Origin of the sequence: Hymenobacter taeanensis (assembly GCF_013137895.1) — a bacterium.
GTDB classification, from domain to species: domain Bacteria; phylum Bacteroidota; class Bacteroidia; order Cytophagales; family Hymenobacteraceae; genus Hymenobacter; species Hymenobacter taeanensis.
The window spans coordinates 1895905-1912936 of sequence record NZ_CP053538.1 but is presented as its reverse complement, the minus strand read 5'-3'; the positions used below and the strand labels follow the sequence as shown (position 1 = coordinate 1912936).

Sequence of the window (17032 nt, the reverse complement as noted above, 5' to 3'; positions counted from 1 at the left end):
CCGGCTGCACCGCGCAGTCGGGGCCGGTTGTTTTTTTGGCTGGTTTCTGCTTCTTTGTCAAGCATCTACGCTGCGTTGCCTTGTTACCCCAAACCCCTTCTCCCGTCTCTGCTTCACCCCCGCTCCATCCACCGGAGCGGGTGAAGCGCGGGCGTAACCTGATTTTTCTGAAGGATGTGGCCGCGCTAGGCCTCACTGCCTTTGGTGGGCCCCAAGCCCACATGGCCATGATGCTGCGCCTGCTGGTAGATAAACGCCGTTACCTCACCGCCCCCGACCTGCTGGAGCTTACGGCTCTGTGTCAGATTTTGCCGGGGCCCACTTCCACGCAAACCATCACGGCCATTGGTTTCCGGCTGGGCGGGCCCAACCTGGCCTACCTCACGCTGCTGGTCTGGATGCTTCCGGCGGTGAGCTTTATGACTGCCGCGGGCCTGACCATCAGCTATCTTGACAAGGACCTGGTGGCCCGGCTCGTGCAGTTTGTGCAGCCCGTGGCCATTGGCTTTGTGGCCTACTCAGCCTATAAAATCTCCGAGAAGGTTATTCATACCAAAACCTCCGTGGGCATTATGGTGGTATCGGCACTGCTGGTATACCGCTTTCAGCTGCCATGGCTCATGCCTATTCTGTTGCTGGCGGGCGGGAGCCTCACCACCTTTCGCTACCGTAAAATGCCGCGGGAGCAAACTATTCCGCTTCAGATTGAGTGGTCGAACTTCCTGCTGTGGCTGGGGGTGTTTGTCAGTGCGGCTTTGCTGGGCTCCTACACCAAGCTTTTGCCAGTCAGACTTTTTGAGAATTTCTACCGCAACGGCAGCCTCGTATTTGGGGGTGGGCAGGTACTGGCGCCACTCTTCTATACTGAGTTTGTAGAATTCAAGCATTATTTGACCAATAAGGAGTTCCTATCTGGCCTAGGCCTAGTGCAAGCCATGCCGGGGCCTAACTTTTCCTTTGCCTCTTACATTGGGGCTTTAGCCATGCGCCAAACAGGGAGTGGTATGAGCGGGCAGTTGCTGGGGGCAATGGTGGGGGCAGCCGGTATCTTCATGCCAGGTACCTTGCTTATCTTCTTCCTGATTCGCTTCTGGGACCAGTTGAAGCGCTACCGGGTAATTAAGGCTTCCTTAGAGGGTATCAATGCCGTATCAGCAGGCTTGGTGTGTGCGGCTACTTTTCTGCTGTACCACCCCCTCCCCGAGACTCCGGTTAACTTAAGCCTTATTGTGGCTACCTTCTTGCTACTGCTTTGGGAGCGGGTTCCTTCCTACATTATTGTGGGTGCCGCACTACTGGCCGGTGTCATTTTTTAACTCTGGGTACAACCAGAAGCCGCCTTACTGGCCTAGCACAGAAATAATTTCTGTGCTAGGCCAGTAAGGCGGCTTCTGGAGGTTAATGCTCGCCTGAAACAGGCTTTACATCAACAGTTGCTCGGGCAGGCGCAGCAGGTAGTCGCCGTAACCGCTCTTGCGTAGAGGCTCGGCAATCTTGCGCAGCTGGTCAGCATCAATGAATCCTTGGCGGTAGGCCACTTCTTCAATAGAGCCCACCTTCAGGCCCTGGCGCTGCTCCAATACGCGCACAAATTCGCCGGCCTGCATCAGGCTCTCAAAGGTGCCGGTATCAAGCCAGGCAGTGCCCCGACCCAAAATACCTACTTTCAGCTTACCCCGACGCAGGTACTCCTGGTTAACGTCTGTAATCTCGTACTCGCCACGGGGGCTGGGCTTGAGGTTGCGGGCAATTTCGATTACCACGTTGTCGTAGAAGTACAAGCCAGGGACTGCGTAATTGCTCTTGGGCTGCTTAGGCTTCTCCTCAATGCTGAGCGCTTTGTGGTTTTCATCGAATTCCACTACGCCGTAGCGCTCAGGGTCATGCACGTGGTAGGCATACACCACGCCGCCATCGGGGTTGTTATTAGACTTAAGCAACTCTTCCATGCCTTCGCCGTGGAAGATGTTGTCGCCCAGCACCAGCGCCACCTTGTCGTCGCCGATGAAGTCTGCGCCCAACACAAAGGCCTGAGCCAGGCCATTGGGTACCTCCTGAATGGTGTATTGGAAGTTACACCCCAGGTTCTTGCCGTCGCCTAGCAGCTTCTTGAACTGCTCCTGATCATGTGGCGTCGTGATGATGAGGATATCCTTAATACCTGCCATCATCAGAATCGACAGCGGATAATAAATCATCGGCTTGTCATAGACGGGCATCAGTTGCTTGGAAACAGCCAGGGTAAGCGGGTGCAAACGGGTGCCAGAGCCACCGGCGAGGATAATACCTTTCATGTTGAGGTGTTGCTATCGTATGATCTTGACTACTAGCTGCCTTGAAACCAGCTACGACTAATTTCGCTCGGCAATAAACTCCTGATGCGTCTTAAACCAAGCGAGGGTTTTCTGCAAGCCCTCCCGGATGCGGATCTGAGGGTTGTAGCCCAGTAGGTTTTGCGCCTTGCTGATATCAGCCAGCGAGTCGCGGATATCACCGGGGCGGTCAGGGCCGTACTCAGGGTTGATATCTGATCCGGCTTCTTCCTTCAGGATATTGAACAGGTCGTTGAGCGAGGTCCGGTCGGCTACCGCAATGTTGTACACTTGGTTCACGGCCTCTGGGTTCTGCACGAGTGCCGCCTTAATGTTAGCCTGCACGCAGTTTTCCACGAAGGTAAAGTCCCGGGTCTGGCCACCATCACCGTTCATGCGCGGCGACTTGCCCTCCAGTACAGCATCAATAAAGAGCGGAATAACGGCGGCATAAGCCCCATTCGGGTCTTGGCGGGGACCAAAGATGTTGAAGTAGCGCAGGCCGATAATTTCCATACCATACGTCTTACCGAATACGTCGGCATAGAGCTCATTGGCATATTTGGTCACGGCATAAGGCGACAGCGGCTTGCCAATACGGTCTTCAACCTTTGGCAGGGCCTTATGGTCGCCATACGTTGAGGAGGACGCGGCATATACAAAGCGCTTCACGCCTGCCTCTTTAGCGCCTACCAGCATGTTCACGAAACCTCCCACGTTTACGTCGTTGCTCGTGATGGGGTCGTTGATGGAGCGCGGCACGGAGCCCAGCGCCGCCTGGTGCAGCACTACATCAATACCCTGGCAAGCATCAATGCAGGTTTGCCGGTCGCGGATATCCCCCTCAATTACTCGCAAGGCTGGGTTGCCTTCAAACAGCGCAACGTTTTTGCGGAAGCCGTTTGAGTAGTTGTCTAGCACTCGCACTTCTTTGGCTCCGTACTTAAGCAGGTATTCAACCAGGTTAGAGCCAATGAAGCCAGCTCCACCTGTTACCAGGAAAGCCAGATTATCAATGGGCTGGTTGTGAAAAGGCGTATTGTACACGTTGTGTTGATTAACAGTGATGAATAAACAATGAGCAGTGGCCTACCGAACAGCGTAGGCCACTGCTCATTGCTCATTGAAGCGCACTAGCGCGTAGCGTATTGCTGCTGGTAGTACTGCTGATAAGCACCACTAGTCACGTGCTCAAGCCACTCCGTGTTCTCCAGGTACCAGTCTACCGTTTGTGATAGGCCTTGCTCAAACGTAACGGATGGTTTCCAGCCCAGCTCGTTCATGATTTTGCTGCTATCAATAGCATAGCGCAAATCATGGCCAGCGCGGTCGGTTACGAAGGTGATGAGCTTGCGCGAAGTGCCTTTTTCTTTGCCGGTTTTCTCGTCCAGGGTATCGCAGAGCAGATGAATGAGCTCCAGGTTGGCCCACTCATTCACGCCACCGATGTTGTACGTATCGCCCAGCTTGCCCTTGTGGAACACGGCGTCGATGGCGGTGGCATGGTCTTTCACGAACAGCCAGTCGCGTACATTTTCGCCCTTACCGTATACCGGTACGGGTTGCCCGTGCTGAATGCGGTGGATAGCCAGCGGAATCAGTTTCTCGGGGAAGTGGTTAGGACCGTAGTTATTGGAGCAGTTGCTCAACTTCACGGGTAGGCCGTAAGTGTGGTGCCAGGCCCGCACGAAGTGGTCAGAAGAAGCCTTGGAAGCTGAGTAAGGAGAACGAGGGTCGTAACTGGTTTCTTCGGTGAACATCTCGGGACCGAAATCCAGGGAGCCGTACACTTCATCAGTGCTTACATGGTAGAAGGTTTTGCCTTCATAGCCCAGCGGCTTCCAGAGGTTCTTGGCTGCGTTAAGCAAGTGTACCGTGCCTAGTACGTTGGTCTTTACAAATGCCAGCGGATCGGTGATGCTACGGTCAACGTGCGACTCAGCCGCCAGGTGAATTACCGCATCGGGCTCTTCAGTTGCAAACAGCTGATCTACGAAGGCTTGGTCCGTAATGTCGCCTTTCACCAAACGGTAGTTAGGTGCCGACTCAATATCGCGCAGGTTTTCGAGGTTGCCGGCGTACGTCAGGGCATCCAGATTCAGAATCTGATACTCTGGATACTTCGTCACGAACAAGCGCACCACGTGCGACCCAATGAAGCCGGCTCCGCCGGTGATGATGATTTTCATAGATGTAGTGAATACGTAAGGCCCGTTATGTGCCAGGCGTAGGCTGACGTAAGGGAAAGTACGCTGTTTTTGAGTAGGCAGGCCTAGCTACTCCAGTCAGGCCTAGCCATACCATCTGATTATTTTTTTTGATCAAGAGCCTGCTGCCAATGCCAGGCACTGGCTAGTGCTTCTTCCAGAGTAGAGGTAGTGGTAAACCCTAACTCAGCCGTAGCTTTTGTTACATCGGCGTAAATGGCGGGCACATCACCGGGACGAGGCGCGCCTATTTTGTAGTTCAGCTTCTGGCCAGTAGCCCGCTCAAACGCCTGTACTACTTCCAGCACTGAGTTGCCGTTACCGGTACCCACGTTAAAAGTTTCAACGGTTTCACCTTGGCCGTTCAGCAGGCGCTGTACGGCTACAATGTGCGCCTTGGCCAAGTCCACCACGTGCACGTAGTCGCGGATATTGGTACCATCGGGGGTGTCGTAAGTATCGCCGTAGATAGTGAGTTGCTCCCGGATGCCAGCGGCCGTTTGCGTTACAAATGGCACCAGGTTTTGAGGAACCCCTAGTGGCAGCTCGCCAATTTCAGCCGACGGGTGCGCCCCAATTGGGTTAAAGTAACGTAGCAGAATGGTTCTCAGGGGCTGCTCAGGCACGGCGGCAATATCGCGCAGAATGTCTTCACACATTTGCTTGGTAGCGCCGTAAGGTGAATTGGCCTTTTTAGTGGGCGTCTGCTCGGTTACGGGTAGTTGGTCTGGAATGCCATATACCGTGCAGGAAGACGAAAATACCAGCGCATTCACGCCAAACTCCCGCATTACCGAAAGCAGAGCCAGCAGTGAGCCTACGTTGTTGCGGTAGTACTCCAGGGGTTTCGCCACCGACTCTCCTACCGCCTTATAAGCAGCGAAATGAATTACTCCGCGCAGGTTGCCTTCCTCGGCAAATACAGCACGCAGAGCTTCTTCATCATTGCAGTCAACGTTGTGCACCGGCACGCGCACACCCAGAATATGCTCTAGGCCATCTAGTACCTGCTCGCGCGAGTTGCTGAAGTTATCTACAATAACCGGCAGAAAACCAGCATTATAGAGCTCTACTACTGCGTGCGAGCCAATATAGCCCGCGCCTCCTGTTACTAATATTTTGGTGCGCTCCATTTTCAGTCGGTGAAACAGCCAAGAATTAATTTAATGAGCTTATAAAGTATAGCAGCAGTATCTCCTCTCTGCAGCTCAGTGCTCACTTTTACAGGCTCCAGTAAGCCAATTCTTGAATCTTATTGCGGAAGAGGCCTTTTATGTCCACTACTACAGCTGGCTGGTTGGTAATAGACTTAAAGTAAGCTTCATCCAACTTCATGTATGGCTGATGACTCACAGCTACGATTACCGCGTCGTAATCATTGCGAATCTGATCCTGTGGAGTCAGACGGAAGCCGTACTCATGGTTCAGTTCATCAGAGTCGGCGTGGGGGTCGATGATATCTACGTTTACGGAAAAGTTCTTCAGCTCTTGGATAACATCAGCCACCTTGGAGTTACGGATGTCTTCTACGTTTTCTTTGAAGGTGGCACCCATTACCAACACGCGGCCTTTGGCTACGTCCTTGCCTTGCTTGATCATGGTCTGCACCGTTTTGCGGGCAATGTAGGCCCCCATGTTATCGTTGGTGGTGCGGCCAGAGAGAATCACTTTAGCATCGTAGCCCAGCTCTTTAGCCTTGTAGGTGAGGTAGTAAGGATCAACGCCAATGCAGTGGCCGCCTACCAGACCGGGCGAGAACTTCAGGAAATTCCACTTCGTTCCGGCGGCTTCCAGCACTTCATAGGTATTAATGCTCATGCGGTCGAAGATCATAGAGAGCTCGTTCATCAGGGCAATATTTACATCGCGCTGGGTGTTCTCAATGATCTTAGCTGCCTCAGCCACCTTAATGCTACTGGCGCGGTGTACACCCGCTTTCACTACCAGCTCGTAGGTTTTAGCAATTTCTTCCAGTGACTCAGCATCGCAGCCCGCTACTACCTTCACAATGCTGGAAAGCGTGTGCTCTTTGTCGCCAGGATTAATTCGTTCAGGAGAATAGCCTACTTTGAAGTCGCCGTTGGCGAAGCTTAAGCCTGAATGTTTTTCCATCACCGGAATGCAGTCTTCCTCGGTGCAGCCGGGGTAGACGGTGCTTTCAAACACCACATAGTCACCCTTTTTCAAAACTTTGCCTACCGAAGAGGAAGCGCCTAGTAAGGGCTTCAGGTCGGGCATAGCATGTTCATCGATGGGTGTAGGCACTGCTACCACGTAGAAAGTAGCTTCGCGCAGTACGTCCAGGGAATCGGTAAACTCAATGTCACAGCCCTCAAAATCCTTGGCATCCAGTTCGCCGCTAGGGTCGATGTTGTTACGCATCATCTCCACCCGTTTCGCATTGATATCAAAGCCAATCACTTTAATCTTACGGGCAAATTCGAGGGCGATGGGTAGGCCTACGTAGCCGAGGCCAATAACGGCCAGGTTGGTTTGTTTCTGGAGGAGTTGCTCGTACACGGGTAGGGACTTAGAAACTTGAGTTAGTTAAAGACGGAGAAAAGCTGACAGCTTATACTTCAGAGTTGATAGGAAAAACCTGGTTTTTAGACAGGCGATATTTTTGGCCACTTTCAGGACAAGTAGCCAAGCCAGTGCTATTAAAATCCAGCCGGTGGCCGTGCGTACTCATCCAGCCATGAGGACGGGCGGGATTGCCATACACTAGGGAATAAGAAGCTACATCAGTAGTAACTACCGACCCTGCACCCACGAAAGCATACTCGCCGAGACGGACGCCACACACGATAGTACTGTTAGCCCCAATACTTGTGCCACGTTCTACCAACGTTGGACGATACTCATGGCGGCGGGGCACGGCGGAGCGCGGATTTAGCACATTAGTGAAGACCACAGAAGGACCGATAAAGACATCATCGGCGCACTCTACGCCAGTATAGAGGCTAACGTTGTTCTGTACCTTCACATTTCGGCCCAACCGTACGCCATCGGCTACGAATACGTTCTGACCCAGGGAACAATCAGGACCGAGTTCGGCCCCTGCACTCACGTGCGAGAAGTGCCAGATACGGCAGCCATCACCAATGCGGCATCCCTCATCCAGGATGGCAGTTGAGTGCGCATAGTAAGCCAAGGGCTCCGCCATACCGAGGGGTGATTGGAGAATAGAATTCAGCCGGCAAAGGTAAGGGTTTTGTCAGTTCAATAGGGTAGAAGTTTGAACGGATGCGAGTTAAGGTTCTGCTACAACACGATGCATAGGTATCTCACCCTAGGGGTAGATAGCCGAACCCAGCCTCAAAACAGCCTGCTTAGGCTTGCCGTGGTAGGGCAACTTATTTCTGTTCAAGTCCCTAACCAGGTCGCACGGGCCATTCGATCCTTGTCAAAAATATCAGTCTGCACTTCACACTGCTGATACCCTAGCTCCTGAAGCATAGAACTGGTAGCATGGGCGTACCGCTCATTTATCTCGAAATACAAGCAACCGCCCGAGCGCAGAAACTGCTGCCCGAGCTCCGCAATTCGGCGATAAAACAGCAGGGGGTCGTGGTTGGGCACGAACAGGGCCGTGGTGGGCTCGTAGGCCAGTACGTTAGGGCGCATAAGGTCGCGCTCTTCTTCCAGTACATAAGGCGGGTTGCTCACTATCACGTCTAACTGCCCCAGGAGTTGGGGCTCAGCGGTCAGAATATCAACTTCCTGAAAATCGACAGAGACGGCGTACCGGGCAGCGTTGCGCTGCGCCACGGCTAAGGCCTGGGAAGAAATATCTACGGCCGTGAGGGTGCAACCAGGCAGTGACAGGCCTAGCGCTACCGGAATGCACCCTGAGCCCGTGCCAACATCCAGAATATGCAAACTGCGGCGGCCTTGCTGCTCCCGGGTTATCAGTGCTACCAGTTCCTCCGTTTCGGGGCGCGGAATAAGCGTGGCCGGAGATACTTCCAGCTCTAAGCCGGCGAAGTGCGCTGTACCCAGCACGTACTGTAAAGGCTCATGCGTTAGCAGCCGGGCCTGAATGGCGGCTAGCTTCTGGGCTACCGGCTCTGCTACGGGCTCCTGGGCTTGCATGCGGCGCTGCAGCGGCGAGAGGCCTAGCAAATGCTCTAGCACCAGTCCAGCTACCGAATCAGCTTCGGAGAGGGAGTAAATGGTTTGTAGGGCTTCTGATAAAGCAGTAGTAAGCTGGCGAACCGTTGGCATACCGCAAAGGTAGTACTCGGCTTCTGGCTCGGCTAGTTTTGTACCTTCACCCTCCCACCCAATCTGCCGCCATGTCTGCCACCGACTTCGACCACCTCATGATGCGCCGGGCCCTCGATCTTGCCCGCTTGGGCACGGGCTACGCGCGTCCAAACCCTATTGTTGGTTGTGTAATCACCCATAAAGGCCGAATAATTGGGGAAGGCTGGCACCAGCAGTATGGCGGTCCGCACGCGGAGGTGAATGCCGTAGCGTCCGTTACTGAGCAGGATCTGCTACCGCAAAGCCGGGTGTATGTTACGCTGGAGCCCTGCTCCCACTACGGTAAAACCCCACCCTGCGCCGATTTACTGATTGCGAAAGGCGTGGCGGAAGTAGTAGTGTGTAACCTCGACCCTAACCCGCTGGTAGCTGGCCGTGGCATTACCAAGCTCCGCGAAGCAGGTATTGCAGTAGAAACCGGACTGTTGGAGGAAGAAGGACGCTGGCTCAACCGCCGGTTCTTCACCTTTCAAGAAAAGCAACGGCCTTATGTAGTACTTAAATGGGCCGAAACGGCCGATGGCTATTTGGCTGGTCCCTACTTTCAACCCGTGGCTATTAGTGGCAGGCTGGCGCAGGTAGTAGTGCACCAGTGGCGCACTGAAGAACAAGCCATTTTAGTAGGTACCCGTACCGCCTTGCACGACAACCCGCGCCTGAACGTGCGGGAGTGGCCCGGCCAAAACCCCATCCGGTTAGTCATTGATAAAAACCTGTGCCTGCCGCCTACTCATCAGCTGCTTGACGGCAGCCAGCCCACTATCGTCTACACATATCGGGAGCGGGATGCTACCAACAACCTGGCCTACGAGCCACTGTCGGCAGCCAACGACTTGTTTCCCCAGATTCTGCATAACCTCTATGAGCGTAACGTGCAGTCGGTGCTGGTAGAAGGTGGGCCCACCGTGCTCAACTCCCTGCTCAAGGATGGACTCTGGGATGAAGCGCGGGTTATTCGGAGCCCTAAGGTGCTGGGGGGAGGAGTAGCAGCCCCGCAGATGGGCCTGACTGGCCTACGCGAACAATTTGCACTGGGAGAGGATGAGGTATTTGTGTACCAGCGGCAGGCGCTAGGCCAGGTAGTGCCGACGCGGTAATAACTTTGCGGCGCTGGCGTGGTTTGCTAGCACCTCCCCCTTTATCTGCACTGACCCATGGCCGAAGAACTGCACCTCGATACTACACTAACCAAAGCGGAGCAATACCGCCAACTTCTTCCTCAAATTGAAGCCCTGACCACTGGCGAGCCTGACTTGATAGCCAACCTCGCTAATACCGCGGCGGCACTGCGCCAGGCCTTTGGGTTTTTCTGGGTGGGCTTTTACCTGGTAAAAGACAACGAACTGGTGCTGGGACCCTTCCAAGGCCCTATTGCGTGCACTCGTATCCGGCGGGGCAAGGGCGTGTGCGGTACCAGCTGGGACCGCGCCGAAACAGTGTTGGTTCCCGATGTAGAGCAGTTCCCCGGCCACATTGCCTGCAGTTCCGACTCGAAGTCGGAGATTGTGGTGCCCGTGCTGAAGGCTGGGCAGGTAGTAGCCGTGCTGGACGTGGACAGCGACCAGCTCAACGACTTTGACCAAGCCGACCAGGAGGCGCTGGAGCAACTGATGGCCGCCGCCGCGCGGTGGTTTTAGGGAACCCAGGGACCCGGAAAGCAGAAAGGCACCTACTGGAGGTGTTTCTCAGCTGTTAACCGCGTAACTTACCCGGATAAGTCCTACCCCCATCCTACCCCACCCATGCGTAAAGTTGTCCTGTACATAGCCACCAGTCTGGATGGCTACATTGCCTCCCCGGATGGCTCCGTGGAATGGCTACCCACCCCGCCGCCCAACGAAGACTATGGGTACGGCAACTTCCTGGCCACCGCCGATGCTACGCTACAAGGCCGCGCCACCTATGAGCAGGTACTCACCCTCGGCGACTGGCCCTACCCAACCCTAACCAACTACGTATTTACCCGCCGCCCGCCTACGGAGCCCGCGCACCCGTCCGTACACTTCGTGACCGAAGACCCGGTTAGTTTCGTGAGCCAGCTCAAGCAGCAGGAAGGCAATACTATCTGGCTGATTGGGGGCAGTATGCTGGCGGCACCGCTGCTGGCGGCTGGCGTGGTAGATGAGCTCATGCTGTTCATTGTGCCGCAGTTGCTGGGCGCAGGCATTCCGTTGTGGCGGGCCCAGCCACAGCCACGGCCCCTGGTGCTGCTGAATCAGCAGGCCTGGCCCGATGGCATGGCACTTCTGCATTACCAACTGCCCGCGCAGGAAAGCCAACAGGCTGTCGGCCGCTCGGCTCAGCAGTAGGCATAGGCCACTTATACAGCGCAAAAAGCAGCGGCCTCCCAAACATGGGAGGCCGCTGCTTTTTGCGCTGTATGGGAAAATGTCCGGCGCGTATGCGCCTTTAAAACAGGCTGGTGGTTTCGGTTTTTAGTTGAGCGATGATGGTTTGGCCACCTTTCACTTTCTCACCCATCTGTACTTTTACTTCTGTATCAACCGGCACGAAAATATCTACGCGAGAGCCGAACTTGATGAAGCCAAACTCCTCACCCTGACTTACTTCGTCGCCCTCGTTTACATACCACACAATGCGGCGGGCCATGGCGCCGGCAATTTGCCGGAACAGCACAAACGGGCCAGCCTCTGACTCAACCACTACCGTGGTGCGCTCATTCTTGGTACTGCTCTTGGGGTGCCAGGCCACCAAGTAATTACCGGGGTGGTATTTAAAGTAGCGCACAATACCCGAGATAGGGTTACGGGTAATGTGCACGTTAATGGGCGACATGAATATGCTGATTTGCTTGCGCACATCATCAAAATATTCTGGCTCGTGCACATCCTCAATTACAACCACCTTGCCATCGGCAGGGGCAATAACCAAGTCTTCGTGGGTGAAGAGGCGCCGGGCCGGGCTCCGGAAAAACTGAAGCAGCGCCAGAAAGACGATTACCGAAATGACCGCGAAAATCTTGTTAAAATCATCGTAGCGGGCATTATAGCGGAACAGCAGTAGGTTGATGGCCACCAGGGCCAGCAACGTAAAGAATAAAATTCGTCGTCCTTCTTTGTGAATCTTCATAAATCACTGATTTGCGCTGAGTACGTGAATTACGATGATTCAGACGCTTTTTCCAGAAACAGAGCTCGGCAAGCAGATGATTCCCTGACAAAAGGGAACACCCTGCCGACCTGCACAAAGATAGCCCGAGCCACCGGCCCGGGCTATCCGGAAACAAATATAGGTGGTGAGGTGGTGAAATAGTGAGTGAGTACCATAGCGAGTCTGACATCAGCAGACAGGCCTAAACGGCGCCACTTGGGCAAGCTGTGCAGCCAGCCCCCTCATTGCCTCACGTATTCACTAACTCTCCACTAGAAGCCGCCGCGGAACCGGTAGGTCTGGGCTACTTTATCAATAGCCACTACGTAGGCCGCAATACGCATCGGGACGTTGTACTTCTGGCTGGTGGCGTACACCTTCTCAAAAGCGTCGTTCATGATCCGGTCGGCGCGCTCAGTCACCATTTCTTCGGTCCATTTGAAGCCCTGGCGGTTTTGCACCCACTCAAAGTAGGAAACGGTTACCCCACCGGAGTTAGCCAAGATATCAGGCACCACCATGATGCCTTTCTCATTGATGATGGGGTCAGCGGAAGCTGAAGTAGGGCCGTTAGCACCCTCCACAATCAGCTTGGCTTTGATGTCGTGGGCATTGTGCTCCGTAATAACATCTTCCACGGCAGCGGGCACCAGCACATCTACGTCAGAGGTCAGCAGGTCGTTGGCGTCGTCCATGAGCGTGGCACCCGTGAAACCGTCGAGGCGGCCCTTGTGCACGTTCTTGTAGGCCACTGCCTCATCGATGTTGATGCCGTTCTCGTTCCAGTAAGCGCCACTTACGTCGGAGATGCACTTGATTTTTACGCCTTGCTCGCTCAGCAGCTTGGCAGCCCAGGAGCCTACGTTGCCGAAGCCCTGCACAGCGGCTGAAGCCTGCTGCGGGTCCATGCCCAGCTTCTTCATGGCGGCCAGCGCCGATACCATTACCCCGCGGCCGGTAGCCTCGGTGCGGCCCAGTGAGCCACCCATTACCAGCGGCTTGCCCGTTACTACGGCCGGCGAGGTGGCGCCTACCGTTTTGGAGAACTCGTCCATTAGCCACGCCATTTCGCGCGGACCGGTGCCCATGTCGGGAGCCGGAATGTCGCGGTCGGGGCCAAATACGTCCTTCATGGCCATGGTGTAGCCACGTGTGAGGCGCTCAATCTCGCCGGCGCTCATGGTAGTAGGGTCGCAGATGATACCCCCTTTGGCGCCGCCGTAAGGCAGGTCAACCACGGCGCACTTCCACGTCATCCAGGCAGCCAGGGCCTTCACCTCATCCAGGTGCACGTTCTTATCGTAGCGGATGCCGCCTTTCGAAGGGCCCAGAATGGTGTTGTGCACCACGCGGTAGCCTTCAAACACACGCACCTTACCATTATCCATGGTAACGGGAATGTGCACGATAACCTGCTTATCGGGAGCTTTAAGTACGTCGTAGGTTTCGTCATCGAGGCCGAGAATTTCGGTGGCCACGTTGAAACGCGACATCATGGACTCGAGGGGGTTTTCGGCATCTACGCGAGGAGCCGGTTCTTTGTACACCGTGGTGGCAGCCATACGGGGTTGGGGGTTGGGGTGGGTGAGGAAATGAAAAAGGGCGACCAAGGGCGGTGGGAGCCACTAGTCGCGCGCAGAAATTAGGTGGCCAAAGGTAGTAGGAATATGCCATACGCAACGCGCGTCGGGCGGGGTACATTTTACCATAACCTTGCTTTTAAGCCACTGTAGGCGCAAAAACAGCACCAAACAACTGTTAGTCTTTCAACTATCTGACTGGTTACCCAATAAGACACAAAAAAAGCCCGCGGAAATACCTCCGTGGGCTTTTAAAATCTTTGTCAATTCTGGTTACTGGCCTAGCTGAACACTAACTGCAGGAGCGCCAGCACCGGCAGAATAAACAAGAAAGCATCGAACCGGTCGAGCAGGCCACCGTGGCCGGGCATGATTCGGCCGGAGTCTTTCACGTCTACGCTCCGCTTCAGCATTGACTCGGCCAGGTCACCGAGCGGACCGAATACTGCTACCACACCCGCCACCACGAGGCGGTAGGTCAGGGAGAGTTCGGGCAGCAAGTAGCCCAGCGCCCAGCCCATAACCAGCGTGAGCAGAAAGCCGCCCACGGCACCTTCCCAGGTTTTTCCGGGCGAGATTTTCGGGGCCAGCTTATGCTTGCCCATCGTCTTGCCCGCTGCGTAGGCGCCAATATCAGAGGACCACACCAGCAGTAGCAGCGCGAAGATGCGGCGGTAGTCGTAGCTTTCCCGGTTGCTAAACGCTACTACGCTCAATAAGCTCATCGGCAGACTCACGTACAGGATGCCCAGCAAGGCAACGCCTACATTTGCAAACGGAGGTATGCTGTGGTTTTCCCGAGGCCAAGAATACATTTCTCTCAGGATCAAAATAGTAGGCAGCAAGAAAGCCACTGTGTACAAGCAGTCTTTAGCTGGCTCCACTGTGTTAAGCCAGGTAAGAGCATCACTTGTCTCAAGCACGCTCATACTGCCTGCTACTCCGGCATGGTAGCCAACACTTTGCAAAAAGTATATGGCCGTAAATAATATCAGACTCAATGCGCCTCCCAGCAACGCCGCGGGCTTGTACCCGGCGTGGCGCATCATGCGGTAGAACTCCCACAGCATCCGCATCTGCACCAGCCCGAAGAACAGAGCAAACGTCCAGGCACTGTACCACACGCTGCCCAGCAGCAGTACGGCCCCAATGGCCCCAAAGAGTATCCGCTGCGCCAGGTTAGACATGGGCGGCTTGCCGGTAGTGGGCTCAGCGGCCGGCGGCGGGGTGGGTGCGGGAGAGGTGGGCAAGGACTGTGAAATTGGAGAGTGGTACAGGCAAATGAGAGCCAGAGGTGGCCTAGCAGCAAGTTCTAAGCCTGTTTCTTGTGTTTAGTTAGTTATTTTCTCGGGTGATATCTATGCCATCGTGGCTGAGAGTGCGCGCCTTGGCGGGAGCCTCGGGAGTGGCTACGGCCACGCCACCACTGCTGAGCGTGTGCATATGGGAGGGTAACCCATCGGCCCGCGGGGCCTGCATGTTGTGGCGTAGCAGCCACAACAGGCCTACGCACACTATCAACGAAAGCAGCATCCAGGGCCAGGGCAGCGCATCAGTTGAGTCGGGGTCGAAGGCGGTGGCTGACCATTGGCGCTGTTGCACATACAGCAGCACCAGTTGAAAGGCATTTTGGGTGAAGTGCGCCGCCATGGGCACCAGAATGTTGCCGCTCCACTCGTATAAATAGCCCAGCACCAGACCCAGCACAAACCGGGGCACAAACCCAAAGAACTGAAAGTGAATGGCGCTAAAAATAGCGGCGGCCAGCCAGATACCCACGTGACGCGAGTTGAACCACTGCACCAGGTTACGCTGCACAACGCCGCGAAAAAACAACTCCTCACTAACCGCCGGTACTACCGCTACTACCAGCACTGCCACCAGAAAGCGGGTAAGCGAGGTGAACCGAGTAAGAAAGCGTGTGATAACCTGCGCTTTGTCCTCCATGGCTTTGGCCTTCACTTCCCAGTCGTGCAGGAAGGCGGGGAAGTGAGCGTGCGTATTCCAGTCTATCAGCCCCGACATAAATGGCAGGCTAATGATAATAAGCGCCATGGCCACCAGCGCCCACCACACGGGAACTGGCCTACGAGGAGCAAAATAGTCGGCGAGCTTGTGCCCAGTTAGGGCGGCCAGTACGGCGGCGGCTCCTCCTACCCCACCCAGCAACAGCAGCCCTTGGCTGAGCATCATGATGCCCCACCCATTGGGGTATGACTGCGGAGCCTGCTGCACGTTGCCCATCTCCTGCAACCCCACGTGAAAGAACAAATTGCTGCATATCGCAATCAGCAAACTAGAGAGGCAAAACATCACAAACGCTACCACTACCAGCAACACAAGGTTAACGGCGGGGTGCAACCGGCTGGAAACGAAACCTTTCATGGGGTGGTAAGAGTTGGAAGAGTCGTAAATTTGCGCAAAATACTAGAATAGACTGCCGTGGTACACATCCGCAACATTGCCTTGCCCGATTTCCCTTTGCTACTAGCGCCCATGGAGGACGTTTCGGACCCGCCATTCCGGGCCGTGTGCAAGGAAGGGGGTGCTGATTTGATGTACACCGAGTTTATTTCTTCGGAAGGCCTGATTCGGGCGGCCGCTAAAAGCCGGCAGAAACTGGATGTGTTCGACTACGAGCGTCCCATCGGGATTCAGCTGTTTGGCTCCGATGTAGAGACGATGGGCGAGTGTGCCCGCATCAGCACCGAAGCCGGCCCCGACCTTATCGACATCAACTACGGCTGCCCCGTGAAGCAGGTGGCCTGCCGCGGCGCCGGCGCTGCGCTGCTCCGCGACATCCCCAAGATGGTGGAGATGACCTCGGCGGTAGTGAAGGCCACCCACCTACCCGTGACGGTAAAAACCCGCCTGGGCTGGGACGACTCCACTAAAAACGTGGAGGACGTAGCGGAGCGCCTGCAGGATGTTGGTATTGAGGCCCTGACGGTGCACGGCCGCACCCGCGTACAGATGTACAAAGGCGAAGCCGACTGGGACCTGATTGGTCGCATCAAGAACAACCCGCGCATCAAAATCCCCATCTTCGGCAACGGCGACATTGACTCACCCCAGAAAGCGGTGGAGTATAAAAACCGCTACGGCGTTGATGGCGTGATGATTGGCCGCGCGGCCATTGGCTACCCCTGGATTTTCCGGGAGGTGAAGCACTTCAACGCCACTGGCGAGCTGCTCGCGCCGCCCACCGTGGAAGAGCGCGTACAGGCTTGCCGCATGCACTTTGAGAAGAGCCTGGAGTGGAAGGGCCCGCGGGCCGGCGTGTTTGAGATGCGCCGCCACTACGCCCAGTACTTCCGGGGCCTGGAAGGAGCCCGCCAGTGGCGCACCCGCCTCGTTGACACCAACGACCCCGCGGAAATCCACGCCATCATGGACGAAATTATTGCCGCCGAGCCGGTGCTGGTGGGGTAACCCGTACGTCATGCTGAGCTTGCCGAAGCATCTGTCCCGCTGGTTAATCAAGAGAAGTTAGCTAGGAGAGATGCTTCGGCAAGCTCAGCATGACGTTCTTTTTGCTGCTCTACACCCTTCT

At 55.3% G+C, this 17032-nt stretch carries 16 protein-coding genes; 5 read left to right on the top strand and 11 right to left on the bottom strand.

Going from position 1 to position 17032, the window contains the following annotated elements:
- The first annotated feature begins 80 nt into the window (after positions 1-80).
- On the top strand, positions 81-1316 hold the full coding sequence (gene chrA / locus HMJ29_RS08190; RefSeq protein WP_171591013.1) for a chromate efflux transporter: 1236 nt from the start codon (positions 81-83) through the stop codon (positions 1314-1316).
- A gap of 105 nt (positions 1317-1421) precedes the next feature.
- Here chrA and rfbA read toward each other — a convergent pair whose 3' ends face one another.
- The 7 genes from rfbA to prmC form a co-directional block, all read right to left on the bottom strand.
- Positions 1422-2294 (bottom strand): glucose-1-phosphate thymidylyltransferase RfbA, encoded by an 873-nt coding sequence (gene rfbA, locus HMJ29_RS08185; RefSeq protein WP_171591012.1) that lies wholly within the window; start codon positions 2292-2294, stop codon positions 1422-1424.
- A gap of 57 nt (positions 2295-2351) precedes the next feature.
- Positions 2352-3359: an SDR family oxidoreductase gene (locus HMJ29_RS08180; protein WP_171591011.1), complete on the bottom strand. Its 1008-nt coding sequence runs from the start codon at positions 3357-3359 to the stop codon at positions 2352-2354.
- Between the two features lie 86 nt (positions 3360-3445).
- Positions 3446-4501 carry a dTDP-glucose 4,6-dehydratase gene (rfbB, locus tag HMJ29_RS08175; RefSeq protein WP_135532410.1) on the bottom strand — a complete coding sequence of 352 codons (1056 nt, stop codon included), beginning with the start codon at positions 4499-4501 and terminating at the stop codon, positions 3446-3448.
- A 119-nt stretch (positions 4502-4620) separates the two neighbouring features.
- A complete protein-coding gene (galE, locus tag HMJ29_RS08170) occupies positions 4621-5652 on the bottom strand; it encodes a UDP-glucose 4-epimerase GalE (RefSeq protein ID WP_171591010.1) in 1032 nt (343 codons plus the stop codon).
- An 88-nt stretch (positions 5653-5740) separates the two neighbouring features.
- Complete coding sequence (locus tag HMJ29_RS08165) at positions 5741-7039, bottom strand: nucleotide sugar dehydrogenase (RefSeq protein ID WP_171591009.1); 1299 nt, start codon at positions 7037-7039, stop codon at positions 5741-5743.
- Between the two features lie 52 nt (positions 7040-7091).
- Positions 7092-7685: an acyltransferase gene (locus tag HMJ29_RS08160; protein WP_216634102.1), complete on the bottom strand. Its 594-nt coding sequence runs from the start codon at positions 7683-7685 to the stop codon at positions 7092-7094.
- A 200-nt stretch (positions 7686-7885) separates the two neighbouring features.
- Positions 7886-8746, bottom strand: coding sequence for a peptide chain release factor N(5)-glutamine methyltransferase (prmC, locus tag HMJ29_RS08155; RefSeq protein WP_171591008.1), 861 nt, complete (start codon positions 8744-8746; stop codon positions 7886-7888).
- Positions 8747-8817: 71 nt separating this feature from the next.
- Between prmC and ribD the strand changes: the two genes are divergently transcribed.
- From ribD to HMJ29_RS08140, 3 genes are all read left to right on the top strand, one after another.
- Positions 8818-9885 carry a bifunctional diaminohydroxyphosphoribosylaminopyrimidine deaminase/5-amino-6-(5-phosphoribosylamino)uracil reductase RibD gene (gene ribD, locus HMJ29_RS08150; RefSeq protein WP_171591007.1) on the top strand — a complete coding sequence of 356 codons (1068 nt, stop codon included), beginning with the start codon at positions 8818-8820 and terminating at the stop codon, positions 9883-9885.
- Between the two features lie 57 nt (positions 9886-9942).
- Positions 9943-10425 (top strand): GAF domain-containing protein, encoded by a 483-nt coding sequence (locus HMJ29_RS08145; protein ID WP_171591006.1) that lies wholly within the window; start codon positions 9943-9945, stop codon positions 10423-10425.
- 105 nt (positions 10426-10530) lie between these two features.
- Positions 10531-11097, top strand: a complete 567-nt coding sequence (locus HMJ29_RS08140) for a dihydrofolate reductase family protein (RefSeq protein ID WP_171591005.1) — start codon at positions 10531-10533, stop codon at positions 11095-11097.
- A gap of 100 nt (positions 11098-11197) precedes the next feature.
- Here HMJ29_RS08140 and HMJ29_RS08135 read toward each other — a convergent pair whose 3' ends face one another.
- From HMJ29_RS08135 to HMJ29_RS08120, 4 genes are all read right to left on the bottom strand, one after another.
- Positions 11198-11878, bottom strand: coding sequence for a phosphatidylserine decarboxylase family protein (locus HMJ29_RS08135; protein WP_171591004.1), 681 nt, complete (start codon positions 11876-11878; stop codon positions 11198-11200).
- 293 nt (positions 11879-12171) lie between these two features.
- Positions 12172-13461, bottom strand: coding sequence for a Glu/Leu/Phe/Val family dehydrogenase (locus HMJ29_RS08130; RefSeq protein ID WP_171591003.1), 1290 nt, complete (start codon positions 13459-13461; stop codon positions 12172-12174).
- A 299-nt stretch (positions 13462-13760) separates the two neighbouring features.
- A complete protein-coding gene (locus tag HMJ29_RS08125; protein WP_171591002.1) occupies positions 13761-14729 on the bottom strand; it encodes a phosphatidate cytidylyltransferase in 969 nt (322 codons plus the stop codon).
- Between the two features lie 85 nt (positions 14730-14814).
- The gene (locus HMJ29_RS08120) at positions 14815-15864 is read right to left on the bottom strand and encodes a CPBP family intramembrane glutamic endopeptidase (protein ID WP_171591001.1); all 1050 of its coding nucleotides are present in this window, start codon (positions 15862-15864) and stop codon (positions 14815-14817) included.
- A gap of 57 nt (positions 15865-15921) precedes the next feature.
- On the opposite strand from HMJ29_RS08120, the gene dusB reads away from it, so the two are divergent.
- Positions 15922-16911 (top strand): tRNA dihydrouridine synthase DusB, encoded by a 990-nt coding sequence (dusB, locus tag HMJ29_RS08115; RefSeq protein WP_171591000.1) that lies wholly within the window; start codon positions 15922-15924, stop codon positions 16909-16911.
- The last annotated feature ends 121 nt before the right edge of the window (positions 16912-17032 follow it).

Bases quoted from the DNA above. Each gene is read 5' to 3' on its own strand.
- rfbA (WP_171591012.1), bottom strand. From the start codon at position 2,294: ATGAAAGGTATTATCCTCGCCGGTGGCTCTGGCACCCGTTTGCACCCG.
- rfbB (WP_135532410.1), bottom strand. From the start codon at position 4,501: ATGAAAATCATCATCACCGGCGGAGCCGGCTTCATTGGGTCGCACGTG.
- galE (WP_171591010.1), bottom strand. From the start codon at position 5,652: ATGGAGCGCACCAAAATATTAGTAACAGGAGGCGCGGGCTATATTGGC.
- HMJ29_RS08160 (WP_216634102.1), bottom strand. From the start codon at position 7,685: ATGGCGGAGCCCTTGGCTTACTATGCGCACTCAACTGCCATCCTGGAT.
- prmC (WP_171591008.1), bottom strand. From the start codon at position 8,746: ATGCCAACGGTTCGCCAGCTTACTACTGCTTTATCAGAAGCCCTACAA.
- ribD (WP_171591007.1), top strand. From the start codon at position 8,818: ATGTCTGCCACCGACTTCGACCACCTCATGATGCGCCGGGCCCTCGAT.
- HMJ29_RS08145 (WP_171591006.1), top strand. From the start codon at position 9,943: ATGGCCGAAGAACTGCACCTCGATACTACACTAACCAAAGCGGAGCAA.
- HMJ29_RS08140 (WP_171591005.1), top strand. From the start codon at position 10,531: ATGCGTAAAGTTGTCCTGTACATAGCCACCAGTCTGGATGGCTACATT.
- HMJ29_RS08135 (WP_171591004.1), bottom strand. From the start codon at position 11,878: ATGAAGATTCACAAAGAAGGACGACGAATTTTATTCTTTACGTTGCTG.
- HMJ29_RS08130 (WP_171591003.1), bottom strand. From the start codon at position 13,461: ATGGCTGCCACCACGGTGTACAAAGAACCGGCTCCTCGCGTAGATGCC.
- HMJ29_RS08120 (WP_171591001.1), bottom strand. From the start codon at position 15,864: ATGAAAGGTTTCGTTTCCAGCCGGTTGCACCCCGCCGTTAACCTTGTG.